Below are 22799 nucleotides of genomic sequence, written 5' to 3'. Positions count from 1 at the left end.
CGGACCCGGGCGGCCCGCGGACGGCCGCCGGTGACGTCGTCGCCTCCCACAGCCGAGGAGTGAGCGCAGATGCACCCCGCAACGTCCCCCACCGCCGGCGCACCCGCCGGGCGGGATCACCGTACCCCCCTGACCCGACGCCGACTCGTCCGCGGCCTGGCCGCCGTCGCGCTCGCCGTGCCCCTCGCCCTGGGCGCGGCCGGCTGCGGCGACGACGAAGCCGGCGGCGACGGCGGCCCGGTCAAGCTCTCCGTCTTCTGGTGGGGCGGAGAGGCCCGGGCCAAGCTCACCGAGGACGCCCTTGCCCTCTACACCAAGAAGCACCCGGACGTGACGTTCGAGAAGACCTGGCAGGCCAACCAGGGCTACTTCGACAAGCTCGCCACACTGACCGCCGGCGGCAACCCGCCGGACCTGTTCCAGATCGACGACAACTACCTGGCCGAGTACGCCGGCCGCAGCACCACGCTCGACCTGAGCAGCTACCGCGACTCCGGCAAGCTCGACGTGTCGAAGTTCCCCAAGAGCCTGCTGGAGTACGGCGTGGTCGACGGCAAGCTCGCCGGGGTCGCCGCTGGGGAGAACACGCAGGGCCTGGTCTACAACAAGACGCTGCTCACCAAGAACGGGCTGCCCGAGCCGACCACCGGGATGAGCTGGGAGGAGCACATCGCCTGGGCCGAGCAGGTGGCGAAGAAGACGAAGGTGCCCGGCACCCAGGACCCGAGCGCCGACTACAAGGCGCTCTGGGTGTGGCTGCGCCAGCAGGGCAAGGACCTGTACAAGGGCAAGGAACTCGGCTTCACCGCCGAGGACGTGACGAAGTGGTTCGAGCTGTGGAAGGGCGCGCGGGACCGGGGCGCCACCCCGACGCCTGACGTCATCCACGAGGGCAACTCCAGCGACATCACCAAGCAGCTCGTGGTCACCGGCAAGTCGGCCACCTCCTGGGTCTGGGTCAACCAGATGCCGGACCTGAAGAAGAACACCAAGGACGAACTGGGCGTGGTCGCGTACCCGGGTGACCCGAGCGCGCAGTGGGCGCGCGCCTCGATGTACTGGTCGGTGTTCAAGGGCAGCAAGCACAAGGACGTCGCCGTCGATGTGATCAACTTCCTGAACAACGACCCGGAGGCGGTGGCGCTGCTCGGCACCGACCGCGGTCTGCCGTCGAACATGGATCTGCGCGCCAAGGTCAGCGAGACCGCCACCGACCCGGCCATGAAGCAGTCCATCCAGGTCGAGTCCGACCTGGCGCAGAAGTTCGGCGCCTCGCCCCAGGTCCCGATCAAGGGGCACAGCAAGGTCAAGTCCGAGCTGGTCAAGGCCGCCGAGAACGCCCAGTACGGCCGCGCCACCCCGGCCCAGGCGGCGGAGCAGTTCGTCGCCGCCTGCAAGTCCGCGATCGCCTGACCCCACGAAAGGACCGGTCCCGTGGCTCTCACCACGGCGCCCGGCCGGACCCCGCGCACCGGACCGGCCGGCCCTCGCCCCACGCGGCGTCGGGCCGGCCGGGCCCGGCTCGGCGAGGGCCTGGCGGGGTACGTCTTCCTCTCGCCCTGGCTCATCGGACTGATGGGCGTCACGGCGATCCCGATGGTGCTCTCGCTCTGGCTGAGCTTCACCGACTACGACATCCTCACCCCGCTGTCCGAGGTGCGGTGGGTGGGGCTGGCCAACTACGAGCGGATGTTCACCGCCGACCCGTCGTACTGGCACGCGGTGCGGGTCACGCTGACGTTCGCGCTGATCGCGGTGCCGCTGAAGCTGGCCGCCGCGCTCGGTGTGGCGCTGCTGCTCAACCGTGCCTGGCGCGGCGTCGGGCTGTTCCGCAGCCTGTTCTACCTGCCGTCGCTGCTCGGCGGCAGCGTCGCGCTGGCCATCGTCTGGGTCAACATGTTCAACCGGGACGGCGCGTTCAACTCGTTCCTCGCCCTGTTCGGCGTCGAAGGGCTGCCCTGGGTCAGTGACCCGGACTGGGCGCTGGAGACGCTGATGGTGCTGGCGATCTGGCAGTTCGGCGCACCCATGGTGATCTTCCTGGCCGGGCTCAAGCAGGTGCCCACCGAGCTGTACGAGGCGGCGGCCGTGGACGGCGCCGGGGCGTGGCGGCGGTTCCGCGCGGTCACGCTGCCCATGCTCTCCCCGGTGATCTTCTTCAACCTGGTGCTGGAGACCATCAACGGCTTCCAGGGCTTCACCGCCGCGTTCGTGCTCAGCAACGGCACCGGCGGCCCGGTCGACTCCACGTTGATGTACACGCTGAAGCTCTACATCTCCGGCTTCACCGACCTGGAGATGGGCTACGCGTCGGCGATGGCGTGGGTGTTCCTGGTGGCGATCGGCGTGGTCACCGCCGTCTTCTTCAGCACCGGCCGGTTCTGGGTGCACTACTCGGACGGAGACGACTCATGACGGCGCTTCCTGTCGCCCGCCGCCGGCCGGGCGGCGGCCGGAACGTCCTGCGGCTGATCGTGCTCGTGGCGATCGTCGCGGTGGTGCTCTACCCGCTGTTCTGGATGCTCGGCACCTCGGTCAAGTCGCAGGCCGAGATCGTCAACAACGTCGGCCTGCTGCCGGAACGTTTCACCCCCGGCAACTACCTCGACGGCTGGACCAACTTCGACATCAGCTTCGGCCGGTTCTTCCTCAACAGCGCGCTGGTCAGCGGGCTCACCGTCGTCGGCAACGCGCTGTCCTGCCTGCTCGCCGCGTACGCCCTGGGCCGGCTGCGGTTCCGGCTGCGCAAGATGTGGTTCACCGTCATGATCGGGACGCTGCTGCTGCCCGGGCACGTGCTGATCGTGCCGCAGTACATCCTGTTCCGCAGCCTCGGCCTGGTCGGCGGCGACTGGCCGTACCTGCCGCTGCTGGTGCCGCAGTTCCTGGCCACCGAGGCGTTCTTCGTCTTCCTCATGGTGCAGTTCATGCGCGGCATCCCGCGCGAGCTGGACGAGGCGGCCACCATCGACGGCGCGTCCCCGTACGGCGTGTTCCGGCACGTCATCCTGCCGCTGAGCCGCCCGGCGCTGGTCACCACCGCGATCTTCTCGTTCATCTGGACCTGGAACGACTTCTTCCGCCAGCTGGTGTTCCTGTCCAGCCTGGAGGACTACACGGTCCCGGTGGCGCTGACCCTGTTCATCGACTCGACAAGCCAGAGCGCTGTCGGCCCGATGTTTGCCATGTCGGTGCTGTCCCTGCTGCCGGTGTTCCTGTTCTTCCTGGCCTTCCAGCGGATGCTCGTCGAGGGCATCAACACCAGCGGGCTGAAGGGATGAGCGCTGTGCCTGCCCACACCGACGCCGTACCCGCCCACCCCGACACCGTGCCGGCCCACCCCGACACCGTGCCGGCCCGTGCCGACTGGCGGGACACGCTGCGCGAGGCGACCGACCTGGCGCTGCTCGGCTTCGCCGTGGCGCTCGCCGCGCTGCCGGTGCTCACGCTCGCCCCGGCGGTCGCCACCGCGAGTGCCGCGCTGCACGACAGGTCGGTCACCGGCGCCTGGCCGGACGCGCGGACCAGCCTGACCCGGTTCGGCCGTGCGCTGCCCGCCGGGCTGGCGGTGAGCGCCGTCGCCCTGGCCGCCGCCGCGCTGCTCGCCGCCGATCTGCTCGCGCTCACCACCGGCCGGGTACCAGGCGGCGGGCCCGCGCTCGCGCTCACCGCCGTCGTGGTGGCGGTCCTGCTCGGGTACGCGGGCCTTGTCGCCGTAGCGGTCGGACGCACCGGCGGCCGGGGCTGGCGAACGGCCGCGCTCGAGGTGGCCCGCACCTGCCCGCAGCGCCCCGGCACCTGGGCCGCCGCCTCCGGCGTCTGCGTGCTCGCCGTGGTGCTGGGTGTGCTGGTCACGCCGGTGGCGGTGCCGATCCTCGGCGGGTACGCGCTCGCGGCGCTGCACGCGCTGGACGCCCGCCACCCGGTCCCCGCGCCGGACCTGTCGTGACCGCCGAACCCCGTTCCGCCGCTGCCGAGCCGCGCCGGGCTGACGCCGAGTCGCGCCTTGCCGGGGGCGACGCGGAGTCGCGGCTTGCCGGCACCGACGCCGAGTCGCGGCTGGTCGTCGGTGGCGCCGAGGTGGCCCGGTACGTGGTCCGGCCCGACCTCGACCCGCGTCACGGACCCCGGCCGTACCTGCACCCGGTGCGGACCCGGGTCGGCACCCCGGTCACGGACGCGCTGCCGGCCGACCACGTCTGGCACCTCGGCGCGTCATTGGCGGTGCAGGACGTCGACGGCGTCAACCTGTGGGGCGGCCGGACGTACGTGCGCGGCACCGGCTACACCTGGCGCGACGACCACGGCGTGATCGCGCATACCGGCTGGCGGGACCGGGCCGCCGACCGGCTCGACCACGATCTGGAGTGGCGGGACCGGCACGGCCGGGTGCTGCTGCGCGAACACCGGCGGATCACCGCCACGCCGGCCGGCGAGGACGCCTGGTGGCTGGACCTGTCCGCCACGCTCACCTCCGCCACCGGCGCTGACGTGCACCTGGGCAGCCCGGCCACGAACGGCCGCCCGGGCGGCGCGGGGTACGGCGGCTTCTTCTGGCGTGCGGTGGCCGACGGCGAACCCCTCGTGCGTACCGCCGACGCGGAAGGCGAGGAGGCGGTGAACGGCTCGGCCGCGCCCTGGCTGGCGTTGTCCGCCACCGCGCCCGGAGGTGGCGCGTACACGCTGGTGTTCACCGGCCTGGGGACGGGCGACAGGTGGTTCGTGCGCACCGCGATGTACCCGGGCGTCTGCGTCGCGTACGCGTTCGACAGCCCGGCGGTGGTCGCGGCCGGGCAGCCCCGGCACAACCGGCACCGGGTCCTCGTCGCCGACGGCCACCTCGACCCGGCCGACATCGCGGCCCGGCTGGACGCGGCGGTCATCCGGTGAGCGCGCGGTGTGAGCCGGTGTTGCGAGCCCCACGGTGAGCGCGGGGAGCGAGCCGCGTGCCTCCGGTACCGCGGTCGCGGCCGGGAGCGGGCCGGAGGTGGTGTGCGTGGGCGAGACGATGGTGGTGCTCGCCCCTGACGGCGGCGGGTCGCTGGAGGACGCCGCGCGGCTGACTGTCGGCGTGGGCGGCGCGGAGTCCAACGTGGCGGCCGGGCTGGCCCGGCTCGGGCACCGCGCGGCGTGGGTCAGCCGGGTCGGCGACGACCCGTTCGGGCGGCGGGTGGTGGCCGAGGTCGCCGCCGCGGGCGTGGACGTCTCCCCGGTCACCGTCGATCCGGACGCGCCGACCGGCCTCTACCTGAAGGATCCCGGCCCGGACGGCACCCGCGTCCACTACCACCGCGCCGGGTCGGCAGCGAGCCGCCTCGGCGCGCCGGACCTCGGGCGTCCCGCGCTGGCCGGGGCGCGGCTGCTGCACCTGTCCGGGATCACCGCCGCGCTCTCCGGCACCTGCCGTGACCTGCTCGTATCAGCGCTGGACGGGCGGGCGCTGCCCGGTGCCCGGGTCAGCTTCGACGTGAACCACCGCCCGGCGCTCTGGCCCGGCGGCCGGGCCGGACCGGTCCTGCGTGACCTGGCCGACCGCGCCGACGTGGTGCTTGTCGGACTGGACGAGGCGACCGTGCTCTGGTCGGCGGGCGATCCGGCCGCTGTCCGTGCGCTGCTGCCCGGCCCGGAGCTGGTGGTGGTCAAGGACGGGCCGGTCGGCGCGACGGCGCTGCCGCGTACCGGACCGGCGGTGTTCGTGCCGGCGTTGCCGGTGGACGTGGTGGAGCCGGTCGGCGCGGGTGACGCGTTCGCCGCCGGGTTCCTCTCCGGGCTGCTGCGCGGCCTCGACCTGCGAGCCTGCCTGCGGCTGGGCCACCTGACCGCCGCGCCGGTGCTGGCCGTGCCGGGCGACACCGCGCCGCCACCGGACGCGGAGACGATCGCGCGGGCGCTGGCGCTGCCGGACGCGGCGTGGACTGAGCAGGCGTCGATGCAGGTCAGGGGAGGGAGCGGGAGATGAGCGGGCACGACTTCGAGGCCCTGTTCGGCGGCGCGCGGGTGATGGTGATCCTGCGCGACCTGCCGCCCGGGGAGACGGTCCGGCTGGCGGAACTGGCCTGGGATCTCGGCATCGACGTGGTGGAGGTGCCCATCCGTACCCCGGAAGCGGTGCCGGCGCTGCACGCCGCCGTGACGGCCGGGCGTCGGCGGGGCCGCATCGTCGGCGCGGGCACTGTGCGTACCCCGGCGCAGGTCCACGACGCGGTGGCCGCTGGGGCGGCGTTCACAGTGGCGCCCGGCCTGGACCTGGCCGTCGCCGACGCGGCGGCCGGTCTCGGCGTGCCGCACCTGCCCGGCGTGGCCACCCCGACCGAGGCGCAGCGGGCGCTCGACCACGGCCTGGTGTGGCTCAAGGCGTTCCCGGCGGTCAGCCTCGGCCCGGCCTGGTTCCGGGCGGTGGCCGGGCCGCTGCCGGAGGCCCGGTTCGTGGCCACCGGCGGCGTCGACGCCGGCAACGCGGGTGACTTCCTCGCCGCCGGGGCGCGGGTGGTGGCGGTCGGGTCGGCGCTGACCGACCCGGAGCAGCTGCCCCGCCTGGCCACGCTCGCCGGCGGCGGTGCTATCACGTGACGGTACGGCCGGACGTGGTGGCGGTGGTCCGGATCGCCTTGACGATCGCCGGGATCGACCCGATCAGCAGCACCAGCGCCCAGATCAGCGCCACCACGGCGAACACCACGGCGCCCAGGTCGTCGAGGATGCTGACCAGGATCACCGGCACCAGGCCGTGCAGGAACTGCAACACCACAGTGCACAGCAGCGTGGTCAGCGCCAGCGCGACGAGGCCTTTGTTGCGCAGGAACCGGGGCTGGGCGGCGAGCAGCAGCGCGACCCAGACCAGTTTGAGCAGCAGCGCCAGCCCGAGCAGCACCGCCGCGTCGTCGACCGGGAAGAACCCCCACACCGCGAGGTACGCCAGCGTGCCGAACGGCGGGGCCAGGAACAGCGAGACCATCACCGTCAGCTCGATGAACGCGACGATCAGCAGGACCAGCGACACCAGCAGCAGCACGATCGAGAAGACGAGCGTGGCCACGCCCTGCACCCGGCCCTGCATCCGGTCCGGCAGCACCAGGCTCAGGCAGAACAGCCCGGTCGTCCAGAGCGCCACCACGTCGATCAGCGCCAGGTAGCCGATGCCGCGCCCGGACGGCTCGGACACCGCGCCGACGTCACCCAGTTCGACGCCGAGCCGGCCGGCGCTGTCCTGCAACGCGCCACTGGCGTCCCCACCGCCGGTCAGCGCCGCCGCGCCCAGCTCCACGCCGACCACGAGCGCCACCGCGAGCAGGGCCAGCAGCAGGAACGGCTTGCGCAACTCACCCATGCCGCGTCTCCGTTCCGGTCAGGACCGGGCCAGCGTGACCGAACATCCGCCACCTCCCGGACAGCGCAGGAGCACCTCGGTCTCCCGGTCCACAGCCACCTTCGCCACCGCCGGGCCGTCCGCGTCCGGGGCGACCTCGTCGGTGACTGTGACGTCCGCGTCGCCGGGTGCTCGGGCGGTCACCTCGAACGGCGTCGTACCGCGCAGCACCAGCGTGCGCAGCGCGCCCGGGTCAGCCACCCGCAGCCGGCACGCGGTGCCGAAGGCGAGCGTCACCCCGTCGGCGGTGGTGGCCGGTTCGGCGGCCGGCGGCAGGCAGGTCACGGCCACCGTCGCCGGGTCCACAGTTCCGGACCCGCGCCCGAGCCGGGCCAGCGCGCCCGGCCCGGCCCCCGGGTCGCCCGGGTCGTCGCGGCGCCCGGCGACCGCCACCACGTACAGCGCCACCAGCAGCACGGCCACGGCCACCAGCAGCACCTTCTGCCGCCCGCTCACAGTGCCGTCCCGGTTCGCGACTGCGGGGCTCGCAACACCGGCTCACTCCTCGCGCTCACGGCCGGACGACGGGCGTGAAGCGGATCTCGTCCACCCCGGCGAAGTACCTGTCGGTGCCCTGCGTCTTGCTCACCGCCACGAGCGTCAGCTTGTGCGGACCGCGGGTCAGCTCCACGGTGCCCACGTCCACCTCGTCGGTGCGGACCACAGTCGGGCTGAACCCGAAGAACGTGTCGCCGACCTGCCGGCCGTCGACCAGCCAGATCGTGTTCGCGTAGTCGAACGAGGTGGTGCGCACGGTGGAGAACCGCCAGGTGCCGTCGGACGGCACGTCCACCTGCACTGTCACCCGGTCGCCCACGCCCCGGCCCAGGAAGAACAGTTGCGCGTCGCCGGACCACACCACGTCGCAGCAGTTCTCCTGCGCCACCACCTCCGCCTTCGCGCCGGTGGTGGACTGCACCGCCGCGCCGGAGACGAGCGTCTCCGCCTCCACCGTCACCGCGTCGGCGCGCGGCGGAGCCGGGGTGTCCGGGCCGCGGGTCACCAGCCAGGCCACCACCCCGGCCACGACCAGCACCAGCGCCGCGGCCGCGGCGATCCACGGCCACGGCGCGCGCTTCGGGGGTACGACGGCACGCACGTCGTACGTGACCCGGCCGCTGGATCGGGAACTCTCCTCCGGTGCGGTGTTGGCCGAGTACGCGAACCCGGTCATGTCGTAGCGCCGGGGCGGCGTGCCGGGCGGCACGGCGAGCCGGACCAGGAACGACACCGAGCCCTGCCCCGGCACCACCCGCTGGGGCTCGGCCACCGTGAACCAGGCCCGCTGGCTGCCCTCGCCGGGCGCCACGTCGAAGACGACGGTGTCCGGCGCGGTACCCGGGTTGGACACGGTGAACGTCAGCTCGCCGGCGTTGCGGGCGTCCAGCGTGAACTGTTCGGCGGCGGCGACGACTGTCCATTCGGTGGTCATGACGGCTCCTCGGGCGGATCGTGGGGCAGGGGTGCTGGTACGTGCGCCCGGCCGACCGCGCGCACCGCAGCGACCCCGGCGGCGGGCTCGGCGGTGTCCGGCTCGGGCGGTCCGGAGTCGGGGGGCGGGCTCGGGGTGGCCGGGACCGGATCGGCCGGTTCCGCGTCGACCGGGGAGGCGAGCACCTCGACGGTGACCGCGGCCGGTTTCTCCGCCTCGACGATGCGGGTGACCAGCGCGAGCCGGTCGGCGGCGGCCGGCGGCACCCGCACCACGAGGTGGAACGGCCGTTCGGGCGGCTCGTCCAGCACGAACCCGGTCACGCCGGTGGCCAGTTCCAGCGCGGTCCGCATGCCGTACGGGGTGCCGCGCCACCGGGCCAGCAGCGCGCCGTGCGCCACCAGGTCCCGCAACCGGCCTGCCGGCAACGGCAGCGGCGCGTCGGCGCGGGGTGCGGCGACCACGTGATCCATCGCCACCCAGCGGGTCAGGTACGCGACGAACCCGTCCGGCGTCCGGTACGGGTCGAACAGCGCGTCGACGTCGGCGAGCACCGCCTCGTCCGGGGCGTGCAGCGCCTCCATCACGTCCAGCAGCGCACCCAGCACGCTGCCCAGGCCGGCGGCCCGCTGGTACGCGGCCGGCAGCAGCCGCTCAATCGCCGCTCGGCGCATCCTGCCGCACCACCTCGATGTCGTGCTCGCCGGAGCAGAGCAGCCAGGTGCCGGGGACGGTGACCACGTCGGCGGTGGCCTGGTTGGCGCTCGCCGTCCAGTCCTCGCCGTCGCCGCTGCGGAACACGCCGCGCTCGCCGCCCGCGAGCACCAGCCGTCCGGCGCCTGACGTGCCGGTGGGCGCGGTGGCGGCGATGGCGTCGACCGGGACGAACCGGGTCCGGTCCCGCAGCGGCAGGCCGCAGTTGACCATCACCGGCGACCACTGCGGCTGCCCGGCGAGCGTGTCGAGCCGGACCACGCCGCCGCTCTGCGTCGCGGCGAGCGCGAGCGGGCCGCTGAACGCCAGATCCCGGCAGGTGCCGCCGATCCAGCCGGACGCCATCGACTGCCACTTCACGTCCGACTCGAACAGCCGGGTCCGGTGGCAGCCCTGGCCGGGCTTCTTCGGGTCCGGCTCGCCCGCGCCGCACCACAGCAGCGTGGCCGGGCCGTCGTACTGCACGGCGAGCACCCGGTTGTCCACGTTGGCGAGGCCGACGTGGGCGAACGTGCCGGGGCGTCCGGCCGCCGTGGACAGGTAGACCCCGAATCCGGCCTGCGCGGCCACCGCCACCCCGGGTGCGCCGCGCTCGGAGACGAACGCGCGTACCGCGTAGAAGCCCCGGTCCGCGTCGGCCGGGTCGACCAGGATCTGCAACGGCACCGCGCCGGGTAGCAGCGGCACCTCGTACAGGCCGCTGTCGGTGGCCAGCAGCAGCGCGCCCGTGCCGTCCCGGTCGATCCAGGCCAGGTCGCGGACGCCGGAGTCGAGGTCGGTCAGCAGCGTCCACGTCTCACCCAGGTCGGTGCTCAGCCGGACCCGGGAGCCACCGGCGTCGCGGGTGGTCACCACCGCCACCGAACCGGCCCGGGGGACCACGCCGGGGCGTACCGGGGCGGGCGCGGGCACCACCCGGACCACCGTCTCGTCGTCGAACCGGCCGGCCGGTTCCCAGCCCGCGCCGGCGTTGGTGGAGCGGAACAGCACCGGGCCGCCGCCGGCGTACCAGGTGTCGGCCTGGTACTGGTCCACCGCCACCGTGCGCACCTGCGCGTCCGGCGCCTCGTCGACCACGAACCGCACCGACTCGACGTAGCGCACGCCCGGCTCGGCGTGCTCCAGCATCCGGTAGACGTTGGAGGCGCGCAGCGGCTCGCCGAACGCCCAGCCGGCCGGGTTCAGCGGCGTGGGCAGCGGGCTGAGCGTCTGGTGCAGCCGGTCGTGGATGCGGCGGCGCACCGCGTCCACGTCCTCCTCGCGGCGCACCACCACCCGCGCCTGGATGGACACCGCCTTGTACCGGGCCCAGCCCGCCCGCACCGCCGTACCGAGGGCGCGGCGGCGTTCCAGGTCGGCCTCGACCCGGCGGCGGGCCTCCTCCACCTCGTGCTCGCGCAGCACCGCCACCGGCAGCCGTCCGCCGGGCCGGGCCGCCTCCGGCACGTACGGCACCAGCACCACCTCGACCTCGCCGGGCCGGGCGAAGCTGTAGACGGCGGCCCGTGTGAACGCCCGCGCCCGCGCCACCGCCCCGGAACCGGTGGCGAGGATCTCGAAGTCCCGGGCGGTCACCGCGCGCTGCTGGGCGAAGAACTCGTACGGCCCGCGCGCCAGCACCGACTCCAGCGACTCCAGGTCCCGGCCGCCGGTGGCCGGCTCCGGGTTGTCCACCTTCACCCCGGGCAGCGGGTCGCGCAGGCTGGTGAGCACGCCCGCCGCCACGTTCCCGGCGGGCCCGCCGCCGCAGCGGTACCAGAGCCGCACCTGCCGCCCGGCCGGTGGCACCGCCGCCACAGTGGTCGCCCCGGCCGCCCCCTCGACGGCCGGAGCGGCTCCGGTGTCCGGGCGCAGGTCCAGCGCCGGGGCGAACGTGACCACCCCGGAGGCCCGGTCCACCAGGTAGACCTTCGCCTGCGGCCCGACACCGGCGAAGCTGTCCACCGGCCGCCAGATCTCGTACGTGCGCCCCTCGTGCTCCCGGGCCGCGGCGCCCAGCTCCACCGAGCCCGCCGGCACCTCCACGCCGAGCAGCAGATCGAGCGCCTCGGTGGTGCGGGTCAGCGGTGCGCGGGCGGCCCGGAACACCTGACCGGGCTGCCCGGTGCCGGTGCCCAGCAGCTCCGCCTCGACCGGTTCGCAGTGGTGCACGCGTACCGTCGTGGTGGTCTCCCCGGCGGGCAGCACCGCCGGCTCGGTGGTCACGAAGACGACCGGCCGGGGGTCGGCGCCGCGCGCCGCGGCGACCCGGGTGCCGGCCGGCACCCGCACCGGGCCGCGGTCCGGGCCGGTGCGGGTCAGGCGCACGTCGGCCCAGGCCGCCGCCGGTGGGTGCCGGGTGACGCCGAGCAGGTTCAGGAACGCGACGTACGCCTTCTCCGGCAACTGGTTCAGCCGGTAGATCATCACCTCGGTCAGGTAGGCGAACGCCTCCAGCAACGCCATCCCGGGGTCGTGCGCGGACAGGTCCGTCCAGTCCGGGCAGGACCGGGCGATGCGTTCCCGCGCCTCGGTGACCAGGTCGAGGAAGGCGCGGTCGTCCAGGTGCGGCACCGGCAGCGTCATGACGTGCCCTCCTCGTCGGGGGTGTCGCCGGGTTCCTCGTCGGCGGGGAGCAGGTCGACGGAGAACACCAGGTGGCCGGGGGAGAGGCTGGCCCGGACCCGGTAGTCCAGCCGGATCACCAGGCGCCACGGGTCGTCCGGGTCGGGACCGGCGTCCACGTCCAGCACCTCGACCCGGGGCTCCCAGCGCCGGATCGCCTGCCGCACGTAGTGGATCGCCAGCCCGGCGGTGGTGTCGTCGTTCGGCGCGAAGACCAGCCGGTGCAGCCGCGACCCGTACCCGGGACGCATCAGCCGTTCCCCGGGCGTGGTGGACAGCAGCAGGTACAGCGCCTGGCGTACCGTCTCGTCGCCGTCGGTCATGGCGAGCCCGCCGGCGGCGGTCAGCGCGAGACCACCGGCGCGGCCCGCGTCGAAGCCGGCGCCGACGAAGCGGAAGGCCCTCACGCGTCCGCCCCCAGGAAGCCCTGCCGCACGTCGCGGACCTGGTGGTGCACGGTGCCCGGCGGGGTGCCGTCGGTGAGGCCGTCGAGGTGTGACAGCACCACCGGCTGCCGGTCCACCCGCACCCACGTGCTGTAACCCACTGTCACGGTCAGCGTGTGCAGGCACGGTTTGATCGTCGGGCCGTAGTTCGGGCAGGCGGTGATGTCGCGCCCCTCCGGGTCGGGCCGCACCAGCACCGGCACGCCCCGGACCGTGACCCAGTCCTGCGACGGGCGGTTCTTCACCCGCCCGTCGTGTCCACAGGTGATCAGCGAGTCGCGGTGGATCCAGCGCATCAGCCACCTCCGGCGGAACGGGCGAGCGTACGGGCCTGCGCGGCGGCGGTCTCGGCGTCCTCGGCCGCCGGGGCGTGCAGGAAGTCGACTGTGCGGCCGCGCACTACGACGGCCCGGCCGGGCGCGGACAGCACCAGGTCACCGGCCGCGTGCACGGTGGTCAGCTCGGGACGCAGCTCGACGAAGCTGCCCGCGTCGGTGGCCAGCCGAAGCGTCCGCCCGTCGTCGTCGATCACGATGGACTGCCCGGTGCCGGTCCGCATCGACCAGCGGCGCGAGCGCCCGGAGACGATCCCCGCGTCGTACGGCTCGACCGCGCCGAACATTGAACCGAGTACCACGCCTGAGGCAGGTTCGCCGCCGGGCAGCGCCACCAGCACGGTGTCGTCCGGGTCGGGCAGCGCGACGATCCCCTTGCCCCGGCCCGCGCCCGGGCACAGCACCGCGAGCCAGCCGGCGTCCAGATCGCCGTACGCCGGGAGCATCACCCGGGCCCGGCCCAGCCCGTCCGGGTCGTCGATGTCGGTGACGGTGCCGAGCGTGACTGTCGCCGCCGGGGGCGCGGCCGACGGCGGCGGGCCGGGCGGCACCGTGGAGAACCGGGTCCGGTGCCCGTCGGCGTTCACCGTGTGTACCACCTCGGTGAGCACGTACACCCCGGCCAGCGGGTCCGGGACGCCGGCGAGGGCGATCCGGCGGCCGGGCCGCAGCGCCGGGTCACCCTCCGCGGTGCCCTCGGCGGTGACCAGCGCCGCCACCCGGGTGTCCAGTCCGGCCTGGGCCAGCGCGGCCAGCTCGTCGTCGCTGCGGCCGGGCTGGTCGACGGCGGTGCGTACGCCGTCGGCGCCGACGTCGCCCGGGTCCGGGCGCAGCGGGATGCGCCGCCCGCTGCGCGCCTCGTCCGCCCGCTGGCTCAGCGGCTCGGCGCGCTGCGGATGCCAGCCGAGGACGGCGCACTCCGCGCCCGCCCGGTCCAGGTTCTCGGTGACCCGCAGCGCGTGCACCGTCTCGCCGAGCGTCAACGGCAGCGGCTCCCCGTACCCGTCCAGCGTGAACAGCCGCAACCGGTCACCGTCGGCGCCCAGGTGCAGCCCGGCCCGGCCGGCCACCTCGCACAGCAGGTCCAGGTCGGTGTGCCGGTGCTGGAGCAGCCGGTCCAGGCGCGGCCCGTCCTCATCGGCCGCCACGCTCAACCCGAGCCCGGCGCACAGCTCACCGGCCAGCTCGGCGGCGGTCACCGACTCGAACACCCGCAGCTCCTGCCGCTTGCGCAGCCGGTGCAGCGGGTCGTACGCCCGGATCCGGGCCAGCGCGACGCCGTCACCCGCGTACTCCCGCTCGACTGCCGTCACCTCGCCGGTGAACAGCGCCTCCGCCTGGCCGTCGAGGCGGACGTCGACTGTGGCGCCGGGGCGTACCGGCGGGTCGAGCGGGCCCGCCCCGGGGGCGGCGGTGAGCGTCAGCTCGCACTGCGCGGGCCGGTCCAGCCGGGCGGCGACGCGGATGCCGCGCAGCCGGGCCGGGTCGGCCAGCGGCCGGCCGTCGAGTGTGACCAGGGCGGCCCGGCTCACGGGGTGCCTCCCGTGGTGACGGCATCCGGCGGGGCGGTGGCGGCACCGACCGGGGGGACGGCGAGCGCGGTGCCCGCGGGCACTGTGAGCGGGTCGGTGATCCGGTTGTGCTCGGCGAGCAGCCGCCAGCGCAGCGGCGAGCCCAGCGCGTCGTGGGCGAGCAGGTCGAAGCGCACCCCGGACCAGCCCGGCTCGGCCGCGCCGTCGGCGGCGGCCACCACCGCCGACCCGGGCGCGACAGCGGGTGTGCTCGCCGCGGCCAGCTCCTCCTCGAACCCGGCGCGCGCCGCCTCCGCGCCCTCCGCGACCCGGACCAGCTTCAACCGCAGCCAGGACCGCCGGGGCGTACCGGTGAGGGTGAACGCGTCGAAGCGTTCCGCGATCGCCGTGATCACGCCCGGGACGTTCCAGGTCTTGCCCCAGACCAATCGGACCAGCGGCGGGCGCAGCCAGCCGTGCTCGACCGCCGAGTTCTCGGCGAGCATCCACAGCGGCCGGGTCAGCGCACGGACGTCCTCGGGCCGGGCCGGCGACTCCACGAAGTCGACGTCGAAGAGCAGGTCCAGCACCAGCTCGGTACGCCCGCCGCCGGTGAAGACGAGCGGGTCGTCGGCCAGCCCGGCGCCGGTGAGCGGCCCGTCCGGTCCGCCGCGCGGGCGTACCCCGGCCAGCCGGGTCACCTGCACGGTCTCCGGGTTGAGCAGGCAGTCGACCCGGGTACCTGACTCGTCCACGAGGAAGGCGACGCGCTCCATCAGTCACCCGCCTGTTCCCGGTCCAGCCGGGCCGTGTCACCCCACGGGGTCCGTGTCGGAAGCCATACCGGTTCGGCCGGGAGCACCGGCCACGGATCCGCGTATGCTCCGCCGTCGGCCGCCCGGGCCGCGCCGGCCGGGTTCGTCGTCCGGGCCGGGCCGGCGTCGTCCGGCAGGACCGGCCACGGGCTGCCGGACGGGGGCCGCGCGGGTCGCTGCAACTGTCGCGCCCGGAACTCGCCGCCGGGAGCCGGGTCGTGCCCATCCGGGTACGGCGAGCCGGCGGCCCGTCCCGGGTGGTCGGCGACGGATCCGTCCCCGGTCCCGCCGCGACAGTTCGCCGGCCCGGTTCGACCGCCCCTGGTGTGTGCGGCCGGTCCATGCGGCAACGACGGTGGCGCAGCCGCGAAGACGAGCGGGAGCACGTCTCCTCGATCGGGCGACAGGTCCGCCCCGGCGGCGTCATCCCGGTGCCGTGCCCGGCCCCGGCGGATCTGTGCGAGGTTCCGGAGCGCATCCACCCGGCCCGCGCCGAGGCTGGGCCACCGCTCAGGGGTCGACGGCGAGGCCGAGTCGACGGACGTGACGCGGCCCGGCGACCCGATGGCGTCACGGCTGCCGTCCGGGTCTGCGCTGGTGCGCGCGCTGGTCCTTGCCTCTGCCGTCCGTCCGGTGCCGGCGGTCCCTGTGGTCTCGGTGGCTGTGGCTGTGTCTGTGGCTGTGGCACCGGTGCCTGCGGCCGGTGTGCCGCGGATGCCTGATGTGCCGAGGGCGTCCCGCGACCCGGAGCCGTCGGCGATGCACGCCGATCTCGCCGGACCCGGCGAACCGGCCGGACCGTTTGACGTCACGCACCCGCACGGCGGAGGGCCCTCACGTGACCCGGCGTCGTCCGGCCGCACCGCGTCACCCGAGCGGCATCGGGCGTCCACCATCGCCGGAGCGGTCTCCGACCCCGCCGCGCCCTCCCCACCACCTGCCCGCGTGACCGCCGCTCCCGGCCGCGGCAGCGCCGCACCGCGTGGCTCAGGCTTCTCAACTCCCGAGATCCCCGTCCCACCTTCCAGGAGCTGCGGAAGATCTTGGTAGGAAGCGGCCCCAATGGGGGCACTTTCGTACCAAGATCTCGACGGCGAACCGGGATCGGCCTCGTGGCGGGAGCGCGTCCGGGAACGGGATGTGCCGAAGCGGTCGGCCAACAACGCCGTCCAGCCTCGCCACAACCGCACCACTGCGTGCCGGGCCGTCCGGCTCCGCCGCACCGGCGTCTGGTCCGGGCCGGCGTTCGCGGACGGGTCGGTGAGAGGTCCGTGCTCGACGGGGGGCGGGGGGAGGTCGCGCAGGAGGCCCGGAGCGTGCGCCTCCACCAGCCGTCGCCAGTGCTCGGGCGGCTGTCCGGGCGGGCGCGGCACGTCGCCCGGCGAGCCCGGCGAGCCCAGGGAGCCCGGCGAGTCCGCACGGTCCGGTGAACCCGGTGAAGCCGGTCCGGACAGGCGGTCGGCGGTGGCCCGCAGCGCGCGGGCCAGCCGGTCACGCGGTCGCCGGGGCGGCGGCACCGCCGGCCTCCAGCTCCAGGCCCTCGTACGCCAGGGTCAGCGCCTCGATGGCGATCTCCTGCGACAGCGTGTTCAGGTGCGCGCCCCGCCACCGGGTCGGCCACGCGTTGATCATGTTCCAGCGCAGCACCTCGGCGGTGCCGGCCGGGTCCAGCAGCACCACCGACACGTTGCGCCGGTTGACTGTGCCCTTCGCCGCCGCGTTCACCCAGTCCCACAGCTCGCGCGAGCTGGTCAGGCCGAAGTGGAGGGTGACCGGGGCGTACTCGACCTGTCCCGGCACGGCCCGGATGCGCTCGTTGCCCGCCTCCCGGTACGACAGCGCCGGAATCGCCACCTCGAAGCCGCTGACCTCGGTGAAGTGCCCGTTGGTGATGCCGTTGATCAGCAGCTTGAAGTGGTACGCCCGGTACGGGTCGACGGGTGCTCCCGGCTGCGGCGTCGCAGTGGTGGGCATGTCAGCCTCCGATCGTCTCGGTCTCGGTGCCGCCGGCCCACTGGCTCAGCTTGAACACCACGAACTCCGCGGGCTTGACCACAGCGATGCCGATGTGGGCCACCACCATCCCGGCGTCGCGGACGTCGGCGGGGTTGGTCTCCTCGTCGCACTTGACGAAGAACGCCTCCTCGGGCGTACGGCCGAGCAGCGCGCCGTCGCGCCACACCCGGGTGAGGAACGCCCCGATGTCGCGGCGGATCGAGCGCCACAGCGTGAAGTCGTTCGGCTCGAACACCATCCACCGGGTGCCGTTGGCGATGGCCTGTTCGATGGAGATGGACAGCCGCCGCACGTTCAGGTAGCGCCACTCGCTGGCTTCGGCGGCGAGCGTACGGGCGCCCCACAGCCGGATGCCCTCCCCGGCGAAGAAGCGGATCACGTTGACGCCCTTGGGGTTGAGCACGTCGTGCTCGGGCCGGGTCACCCGGTACGCGAGGTCGACCGCGCCGCGTACCGGCTCGTTGGCGGGCGCCTTGTGCACGCCGCGCAGCGCGTCGGTGCGGGCCCAGATGCCGGCGACGTGCCCGCTCGGCGGGGTGAGCACGAGGTCGCCGCTGAGCGGGTCGCGGACCCGGATCCACGGGAAGTAGAAGGTGGCGAAGTCCGACTGCCGGGGCCGGTCGCCGCCGGTGCCGGGCGGTTCGCCGTCGCCGTCGCCCGGCGTACCCTCGGCGGGTTTGTCGGACGACGCGGCCGAGCCGGCCGACGCGGGCTTGGGCGGCTTGCCCGGCGTGCCGACGCGGGTGAGCCGGGAGACGTCGGTGACCTCCGGCGGCGGGTCGCAGATCGCGACCATGGTGCGCAGCCGCTCGGCCATGCTGATCAGGGCCTCGTGCGACACCGGGTCGTGGTAGCCGGGCGCGGCCAGGATGGAGATCTCGTCGATGGCCTCCAGCAGTTCCAGGCCGCCGCGCCGCCCGCCGGTGCCGGTGAGCCGGCCGCCCTCGCCGACGTTGACGACCCAGCAGCGGGTGCCGCCGTTGTCCAGGAAGCCGAACACGGCGCGGGCCAGCGGGGTGCTCTCCAGCTGCTCGCCGTCGGCGTAGAGCCGCAGGAACTCGGTCCAGCTGTTCACCGCCAGCGCCTCGCCGACGTGGGCGCCGCGGTCGGGCGCGACCCCGACGAACGCGGCGGTGCTCATGCCGACCGGCCCGATCGGGCGGGCCCCGCTGGGCACCTCCTCGACGTAGATGCCGGGGGAGAAGTAGGTGGGCATCGGTCCTCCTCGGGACGTCAGTCGGGGGCGCGGACGACGATCAGGCCGTCGCCGGCCGGGTCGAGCTCGGCGGCGTGGACGCGCCCCGCGCCGGTGAGCCGGATCCGCACCGGGGCGTCCGGCGCGTCGGGGTCGTGCGGCACGCCGGCCAGCCGGAACCGGCCGGCGGCGTCGGTCTCGGTGGCCTGGGCGGCGCCCACCAGCTCCACCCGGACGGCTGCGAGCGGCTGGTCCTGCGGACCGACCACCCGCCCGTGCAGCGTGCGCATGCCGAGTTGCCGCAGCCGCAGCGGCTGCCGTACCGGCGGCGCGACCGGGACCGGCCGTTCCACCCGGGCCGGCGCGTCCAGCAGCAGCGCGGGCCGGGGCGCCACGCCCAGCGCCCGCCACAGCGCCGGGTCGCCGGCGGCCAGGACCAGCTCCGGCCGGCCCGCCGTGGTGGCGGCGGCGAGCACCCGGTCCAGCGCGGGCAGCGCCGCCGGCCCGCCGCCGGAGACCAGCAGGCGGACCACGAACCGGTACGGCTCGCGCGTCGCGCCGCCGGTCGCGGTCTGCCGGGCCGGCCGCAGCTCCAGCGGCCAGACCGTGAGACCGCCGTCGGGGTCGTCGCGCGGCGGACCGACCGGTACGGGTTCGCCCGCGGCCCCGGCCAGCCAGCTCGCGACGTCCGCGACGGCCGCCTCGATCGCGCCGGTCATCGCGGTGGCGTCCCCTGGATGCGGTACGCGATGGCCTCGTTCCACACGTGCGGGTAGACGCCGATCTCGAAGTAGCGGGTGAACCGGTTGATCGGCGCGTTGGTGTGGTCGTGCCAGAGCAGCCACACCGGTGCGATGGTGAACAGCACGTAGTTGAGCGCCACCAGCGGCAGGTAGAACGGGCCGAGCAGCCGGGCCTGGAACACGTGCACGTCCTCGTGCCGCTGGATGCCCGGGCTGGACCCGGCGCAGACGGTGCCGATCGTGGTGGCGTACCGGGGGGAGACGCCCTCGACGACGTTGACCCGTCCGCTGCCGGCCGAGACGACCCGGTCGAGCTGGTGACCGAAGACCAGGTGCAGCGCCAGGTAGAGCGCCCCGGCGAACGTGTTGAGCAGGCTCCACGTGTGGTCGATCACGAAGAGGAAGATCCCCTTCGGGTCGGCGCCGTACGTGCCGGCCGAGGCGGACGCCCAGCCGAACGGCGCGCCGACGAGCAGGCCGACGACCGCGCCGACGAGCAGGCCGACGGTGCCGGCGGCGAGCTGCCCGAGCAGGGCGCCGAAGACGACCTGGACGGCCGCGCTGAGGATGCCGAAGATCATGGGGGTCACCTCTCTCAGACCCAGGAGCGGACGAAGCGGGGCTCCTGCCCCTGGGCGAGCTGGGTGGGCGACGCCTGCGTCGCCTGCCGGTTGCCAGGGGGAAGCTGGTTGACGCCGAGCGCGGCCGAGAAGATCACCAGGCCGTTGAAGAACGCGATGATCCACTTCTCCGGGCCGGCGTCGTCGGCGAACGCGGCGGTCAGGTAGGACAGCAGGAGCGCGACGCCCAGCGCGATCCACTTGCGCGCCTTGTCGCCGCTCGGTCCGATCAGCCCGCCGATGACGTTCGTGGCGAGCAGGGTGGCGGCGCTGGCGCCGGTGAGGCTGCCCAGGGCGGCCCAGGTGAAGAGATCGTTCACGGCGATCCCCCTTTTCCGATGGTGCGGTGGTGCGGTCGGGGTGGAGTGGTGCGGCGGTTCCCGGGTTCGCTGAACCCGGGTTCCGCCCGGTGTGCTGATGGGCCGCCGGCGCGGGCGCCGTCGGTGGTCGGTGGGTCTCAGGCCGGCGGACCGGCGGGTGGCGCCGGTGCGGCCGGGGTGCCGGGCGCGGCCGGTCCCGTGGTGGCCGCGGGTGCCGGTCCGGCGGGCGCTCCCGGGCCGGTGGGGGCGCCCGGACCGGTGGTGGCCGTCGTGGCCGGGGCGCCGCGGGAGCCCCGGCGCCGCAGCAGGAGCACGACCACCACGGCGACGACCAGCAGCAGGACGACCGCGCCGGCGACGACCGGCAGCCAGGGGAAGGAGCCGTCACCGGTCACCACTGCTGCCGGGCTGGTGGCGGGCGGCGGGGGCGCCTGGGCGATGGCGCGCAACTCGGCCGGCTTGGGCTGGTTGGCGACCACCTTCCAGCTGACCGAGCGTCCGGTGATCGTGCCGTTGGTGTCGAGCACCCGGCCGGGGAACGTCACCGAGATCTCGAACTCCATCAAGGTCATGAACGCCTGTTGCTGGCGCGGATCCTGCTGCCCGAACTTGCCGCCGTATTTCTTGGGGTCCAGCGGAAGCGAGAAGCGAATGAGATCATCGTCCCGGACAAGATTCACGCTTTCGCTCGTGAATTGCGCCAGCGGCGTTTTCCGGTACGTGATCTGAATGCCGTACGAGGTGGCGTCCTCGTACCGGGTCTCCGCTCCGGGTGGAAGTGAGGGAATGTTCGGCCGCAGTTCGGCGAACGCCACCGCCGGGTCCGGGTTCCGCTGCTTGAGCACGGACTTCGGCGCGGTGAGCAGGAGCTGACCGGAGACGGTGTCGTCGTCGTTCACGGTCAGCCCGAGGTTGAGCTGCATGCAGCCGCTCAATATCGCCACGAGGGCGAGACACACCGCGAGGCCGAATGCCCGGCTGCGGCGGAGTCTCGTATTCATGCGCTCAGTGTGAGCCGGTCCCGGTCGCCGGGCAGTCCGTGATCGGTCGCCGTTCTGTCGCCGATCTTACCGGCTCCCTCTCCCGTTCGGACGACCTCGAAAACGCGAGCGATCGATATTCTGAAGGATTGTCGCGACGCCGTTCCGCCGTGTTCCCCGGTGACGACCCCGGCGGCGGGTCACCGCGCCGAGGGCTCCGCCGCCACGACCCGGAACACCGGGATGCCCGCGGCGGCCCCTGCGAACTCGGCGAGCGGGGCGTGCCGGTCCACCGGCACGTGCGCCCGTGCGCCCGGGGCGAGCGCCAGGTGACGGCGCAGGATCGGTGGCCGCTGCGCCACCGGCACCTCGACCAGCCGCACCGGCTCGCGGCGGCGGCGACGCAGCACCACCCGCCCACCCGCGGCGCGCACGTTCGCCACCCAGTTGGCCCGCTCGCCCAGCATCGACACGACGTAACGCTCGCCGTCGTGGTCGGCGACGACGATCGGCACCGAGACGGTCCGGCCGGTGCGACGGCCCGGCACCTCCATGGTCACCCAGTGCCGCGGGGCGAGGCCGGCGCCGTACTGCCAGGCCGACAGCGCGTTCATCATCCGGGCCAGCCGGTTCGGCCGGCCGCCCCGGTACATCCACGTCATGACTCCGCCCATCGGACCCCTCCTTCCTCCGTGACCGGCGCTCAGGCGCTCTCCCGGGTGACCAGCGTCGACGGGAACGCGGTGCTCGGGGCGACCGGCGCGCGCGTCAGCACGGCCGTGGCCGCAGCGGCAGCGATCCGGTCGACCGGGTGGGTCGCGGTGGTCAGCGGCGGGCTGCTGATCGCCGCGTACGGCAGGTCGTCGAACCCGGCCACCGCCACGTCGTGCGGCACCCGCACACCGCGCCCGCGCAGCGCGGCGATCACGCCGAACGCGGTGGCGTCGCTGGCCGCGTAGACCGCGTCGGCGTCCGGCCACCGGCGCAGCGCCTCCAGCGCCGCCCGGCCGCCCCGTGCCGTGGTGAAGTCGCCGGTGACCAGCCGCTCCGGCGACCCCGACTCCCGCATCAGCTCCCGGTACGTGGTGACCGAACGCTCGGCGCAGCTCAGCCAGCGCGGCCCGGTGACCATGACGATGCGGCGCCGGCCGGTGGCGTACAGATGACGCAGCACCTCGCCCGCGCCACCGGCGTTGTCGACGTCGAACGACGGCACCGTCGCCGAGCCCTGGCCGATCGAGGCGACGCGGCCGCGCAGCCTCGGCGGCACCGCGTCCAGCGCCGCCTGGGTCGTGTTGACCAGGATCACCCCGCAGACGCCCCGGTCGGTGCCGAGCCGGGTCAGCCCCGACGGGTCGGCCAGCGGCAGCCACTCCAGGGCCACGCCGACGCCGTGCGGCGCGCACACCCGCGACGCCGCGCTCACCACCCGGTGCACGTACGGGTCGTCCAGCACCGTGTCGTCGCGGCCCACCACCGCCACCACCAGGCGTACGCCTGCTCCGCGCACCAGCGCCCGGGCCGCGAGGTCCGGCACGTAGTCGAGGCGCTCGGCGGCGGCCCGCACCCGGGCGCGGGCGTCCGTCGAGGTGAACCCGTAGCCGCCGAGCACCCGGGAGGCGGTGGCCCGGGACACCCCGGCGTCGCGGGCCACGTCGTCGAGCGTGGCGGGGCGTGTGGTCGGCGTTCCCATGTCCGCATC

At 74.6% G+C, this 22799-nt stretch carries 24 protein-coding genes; 7 read left to right on the top strand and 17 right to left on the bottom strand.

Annotation, left to right across the window (positions count from 1 at the left end; all coding sequences use genetic code 11):
* The first annotated feature begins 69 nt into the window (after positions 1-69).
* From MICAU_RS17635 to MICAU_RS17605, 7 genes are all read left to right on the top strand, one after another.
* Positions 70-1413, top strand: a complete 1344-nt coding sequence (locus tag MICAU_RS17635; RefSeq protein WP_013286696.1) for an ABC transporter substrate-binding protein — start codon at positions 70-72, stop codon at positions 1411-1413.
* A 21-nt stretch (positions 1414-1434) separates the two neighbouring features.
* On the top strand, positions 1435-2415 hold the full coding sequence (locus MICAU_RS17630) for a carbohydrate ABC transporter permease (RefSeq protein ID WP_013286695.1): 981 nt from the start codon (positions 1435-1437) through the stop codon (positions 2413-2415).
* Positions 2412-3281 (top strand): carbohydrate ABC transporter permease, encoded by an 870-nt coding sequence (locus tag MICAU_RS17625; RefSeq protein WP_013286694.1) that lies wholly within the window; start codon positions 2412-2414, stop codon positions 3279-3281. Before MICAU_RS17630 ends, MICAU_RS17625 begins: the two co-directional genes overlap by 4 nt.
* Entirely contained in the window at positions 3278-3949 is a 672-nt protein-coding gene (locus MICAU_RS17620) for a hypothetical protein (RefSeq protein WP_013286693.1), read from the top strand. Before MICAU_RS17625 ends, MICAU_RS17620 begins: the two co-directional genes overlap by 4 nt.
* Positions 3946-4890 (top strand): DUF6807 domain-containing protein, encoded by a 945-nt coding sequence (locus tag MICAU_RS17615; RefSeq protein WP_013286692.1) that lies wholly within the window; start codon positions 3946-3948, stop codon positions 4888-4890. Before MICAU_RS17620 ends, MICAU_RS17615 begins: the two co-directional genes overlap by 4 nt.
* A 106-nt stretch (positions 4891-4996) precedes the next feature.
* Entirely contained in the window at positions 4997-5959 is a 963-nt protein-coding gene (locus tag MICAU_RS17610) for a sugar kinase (protein ID WP_232236595.1), read from the top strand.
* Positions 5956-6570, top strand: a complete 615-nt coding sequence (locus MICAU_RS17605) for a bifunctional 4-hydroxy-2-oxoglutarate aldolase/2-dehydro-3-deoxy-phosphogluconate aldolase (RefSeq protein ID WP_013286690.1) — start codon at positions 5956-5958, stop codon at positions 6568-6570. The genes MICAU_RS17610 and MICAU_RS17605 overlap by 4 nt, the downstream gene beginning before the upstream one ends.
* On the opposite strand, the gene MICAU_RS17600 is transcribed toward MICAU_RS17605, so the two are convergent.
* The 17 genes from MICAU_RS17600 to MICAU_RS17515 all read right to left on the bottom strand — a co-directional run bounded on the left by MICAU_RS17600 (position 6563) and on the right by MICAU_RS17515 (position 22790).
* Positions 6563-7327, bottom strand: coding sequence for a hypothetical protein (locus MICAU_RS17600; protein ID WP_013286689.1), 765 nt, complete (start codon positions 7325-7327; stop codon positions 6563-6565). The two genes, MICAU_RS17605 and MICAU_RS17600, sit on opposite strands and share 8 nt — an antisense overlap.
* An 18-nt stretch (positions 7328-7345) precedes the next feature.
* Positions 7346-7822 (bottom strand): hypothetical protein, encoded by a 477-nt coding sequence (locus MICAU_RS17595; protein ID WP_013286688.1) that lies wholly within the window; start codon positions 7820-7822, stop codon positions 7346-7348.
* A 55-nt stretch (positions 7823-7877) separates the two neighbouring features.
* Positions 7878-8798 carry a carbohydrate-binding protein gene (locus MICAU_RS17590; RefSeq protein WP_013286687.1) on the bottom strand — a complete coding sequence of 307 codons (921 nt, stop codon included), beginning with the start codon at positions 8796-8798 and terminating at the stop codon, positions 7878-7880.
* Complete coding sequence (locus MICAU_RS17585; RefSeq protein WP_013286686.1) at positions 8795-9472, bottom strand: phage tail protein; 678 nt, start codon at positions 9470-9472, stop codon at positions 8795-8797. The genes MICAU_RS17590 and MICAU_RS17585 overlap by 4 nt, the downstream gene beginning before the upstream one ends.
* Positions 9453-12077 (bottom strand): putative baseplate assembly protein, encoded by a 2625-nt coding sequence (locus tag MICAU_RS17580; protein ID WP_013286685.1) that lies wholly within the window; start codon positions 12075-12077, stop codon positions 9453-9455. Before MICAU_RS17580 ends, MICAU_RS17585 begins: the two co-directional genes overlap by 20 nt.
* Positions 12074-12523: a GPW/gp25 family protein gene (locus MICAU_RS17575; RefSeq protein WP_013286684.1), complete on the bottom strand. Its 450-nt coding sequence runs from the start codon at positions 12521-12523 to the stop codon at positions 12074-12076. The genes MICAU_RS17580 and MICAU_RS17575 overlap by 4 nt, the downstream gene beginning before the upstream one ends.
* Entirely contained in the window at positions 12520-12858 is a 339-nt protein-coding gene (locus tag MICAU_RS17570) for a hypothetical protein (protein ID WP_013286683.1), read from the bottom strand. Before MICAU_RS17570 ends, MICAU_RS17575 begins: the two co-directional genes overlap by 4 nt.
* On the bottom strand, positions 12858-14429 hold the full coding sequence (locus MICAU_RS17565; RefSeq protein WP_013286682.1) for a phage baseplate assembly protein V: 1572 nt from the start codon (positions 14427-14429) through the stop codon (positions 12858-12860). Before MICAU_RS17565 ends, MICAU_RS17570 begins: the two co-directional genes overlap by 1 nt.
* Complete coding sequence (locus tag MICAU_RS17560) at positions 14426-15184, bottom strand: CIS tube protein (RefSeq protein WP_013286681.1); 759 nt, start codon at positions 15182-15184, stop codon at positions 14426-14428. Before MICAU_RS17560 ends, MICAU_RS17565 begins: the two co-directional genes overlap by 4 nt.
* Positions 15185-16714: 1530 nt before the next feature.
* On the bottom strand, positions 16715-17197 hold the full coding sequence (locus MICAU_RS17550) for a phage tail protein (protein WP_013286679.1): 483 nt from the start codon (positions 17195-17197) through the stop codon (positions 16715-16717).
* 1 nt (position 17198) lies between these two features.
* Positions 17199-18455, bottom strand: coding sequence for a phage tail sheath family protein (locus MICAU_RS17545; protein ID WP_013286678.1), 1257 nt, complete (start codon positions 18453-18455; stop codon positions 17199-17201).
* A gap of 17 nt (positions 18456-18472) precedes the next feature.
* Positions 18473-19153, bottom strand: a complete 681-nt coding sequence (locus MICAU_RS17540) for a carboxypeptidase-like regulatory domain-containing protein (RefSeq protein ID WP_013286677.1) — start codon at positions 19151-19153, stop codon at positions 18473-18475.
* Entirely contained in the window at positions 19150-19758 is a 609-nt protein-coding gene (locus MICAU_RS17535) for a glycine zipper family protein (protein ID WP_013286676.1), read from the bottom strand. The genes MICAU_RS17540 and MICAU_RS17535 overlap by 4 nt, the downstream gene beginning before the upstream one ends.
* 14 nt (positions 19759-19772) lie before the next feature.
* Positions 19773-20117, bottom strand: a complete 345-nt coding sequence (locus MICAU_RS17530; RefSeq protein ID WP_013286675.1) for a hypothetical protein — start codon at positions 20115-20117, stop codon at positions 19773-19775.
* Between the two features lie 137 nt (positions 20118-20254).
* A complete protein-coding gene (locus MICAU_RS17525) occupies positions 20255-21118 on the bottom strand; it encodes an LppM family (lipo)protein (protein ID WP_244879614.1) in 864 nt (287 codons plus the stop codon).
* A 179-nt stretch (positions 21119-21297) separates the two neighbouring features.
* A complete protein-coding gene (locus MICAU_RS17520) occupies positions 21298-21771 on the bottom strand; it encodes a nitroreductase/quinone reductase family protein (protein WP_013286673.1) in 474 nt (157 codons plus the stop codon).
* 29 nt (positions 21772-21800) lie between these two features.
* Positions 21801-22790, bottom strand: coding sequence for a LacI family DNA-binding transcriptional regulator (locus tag MICAU_RS17515; RefSeq protein ID WP_013286672.1), 990 nt, complete (start codon positions 22788-22790; stop codon positions 21801-21803).
* Between the last annotated feature and the right edge of the window lie 9 nt (positions 22791-22799).

This window comes from Micromonospora aurantiaca ATCC 27029, from assembly GCF_000145235.1.
Lineage (GTDB): Bacteria > Actinomycetota > Actinomycetes > Mycobacteriales > Micromonosporaceae > Micromonospora > Micromonospora aurantiaca.
The sequence above is the reverse complement of the archived record's forward strand: the minus strand, read 5'-3'. Positions and strand labels throughout refer to the sequence as shown.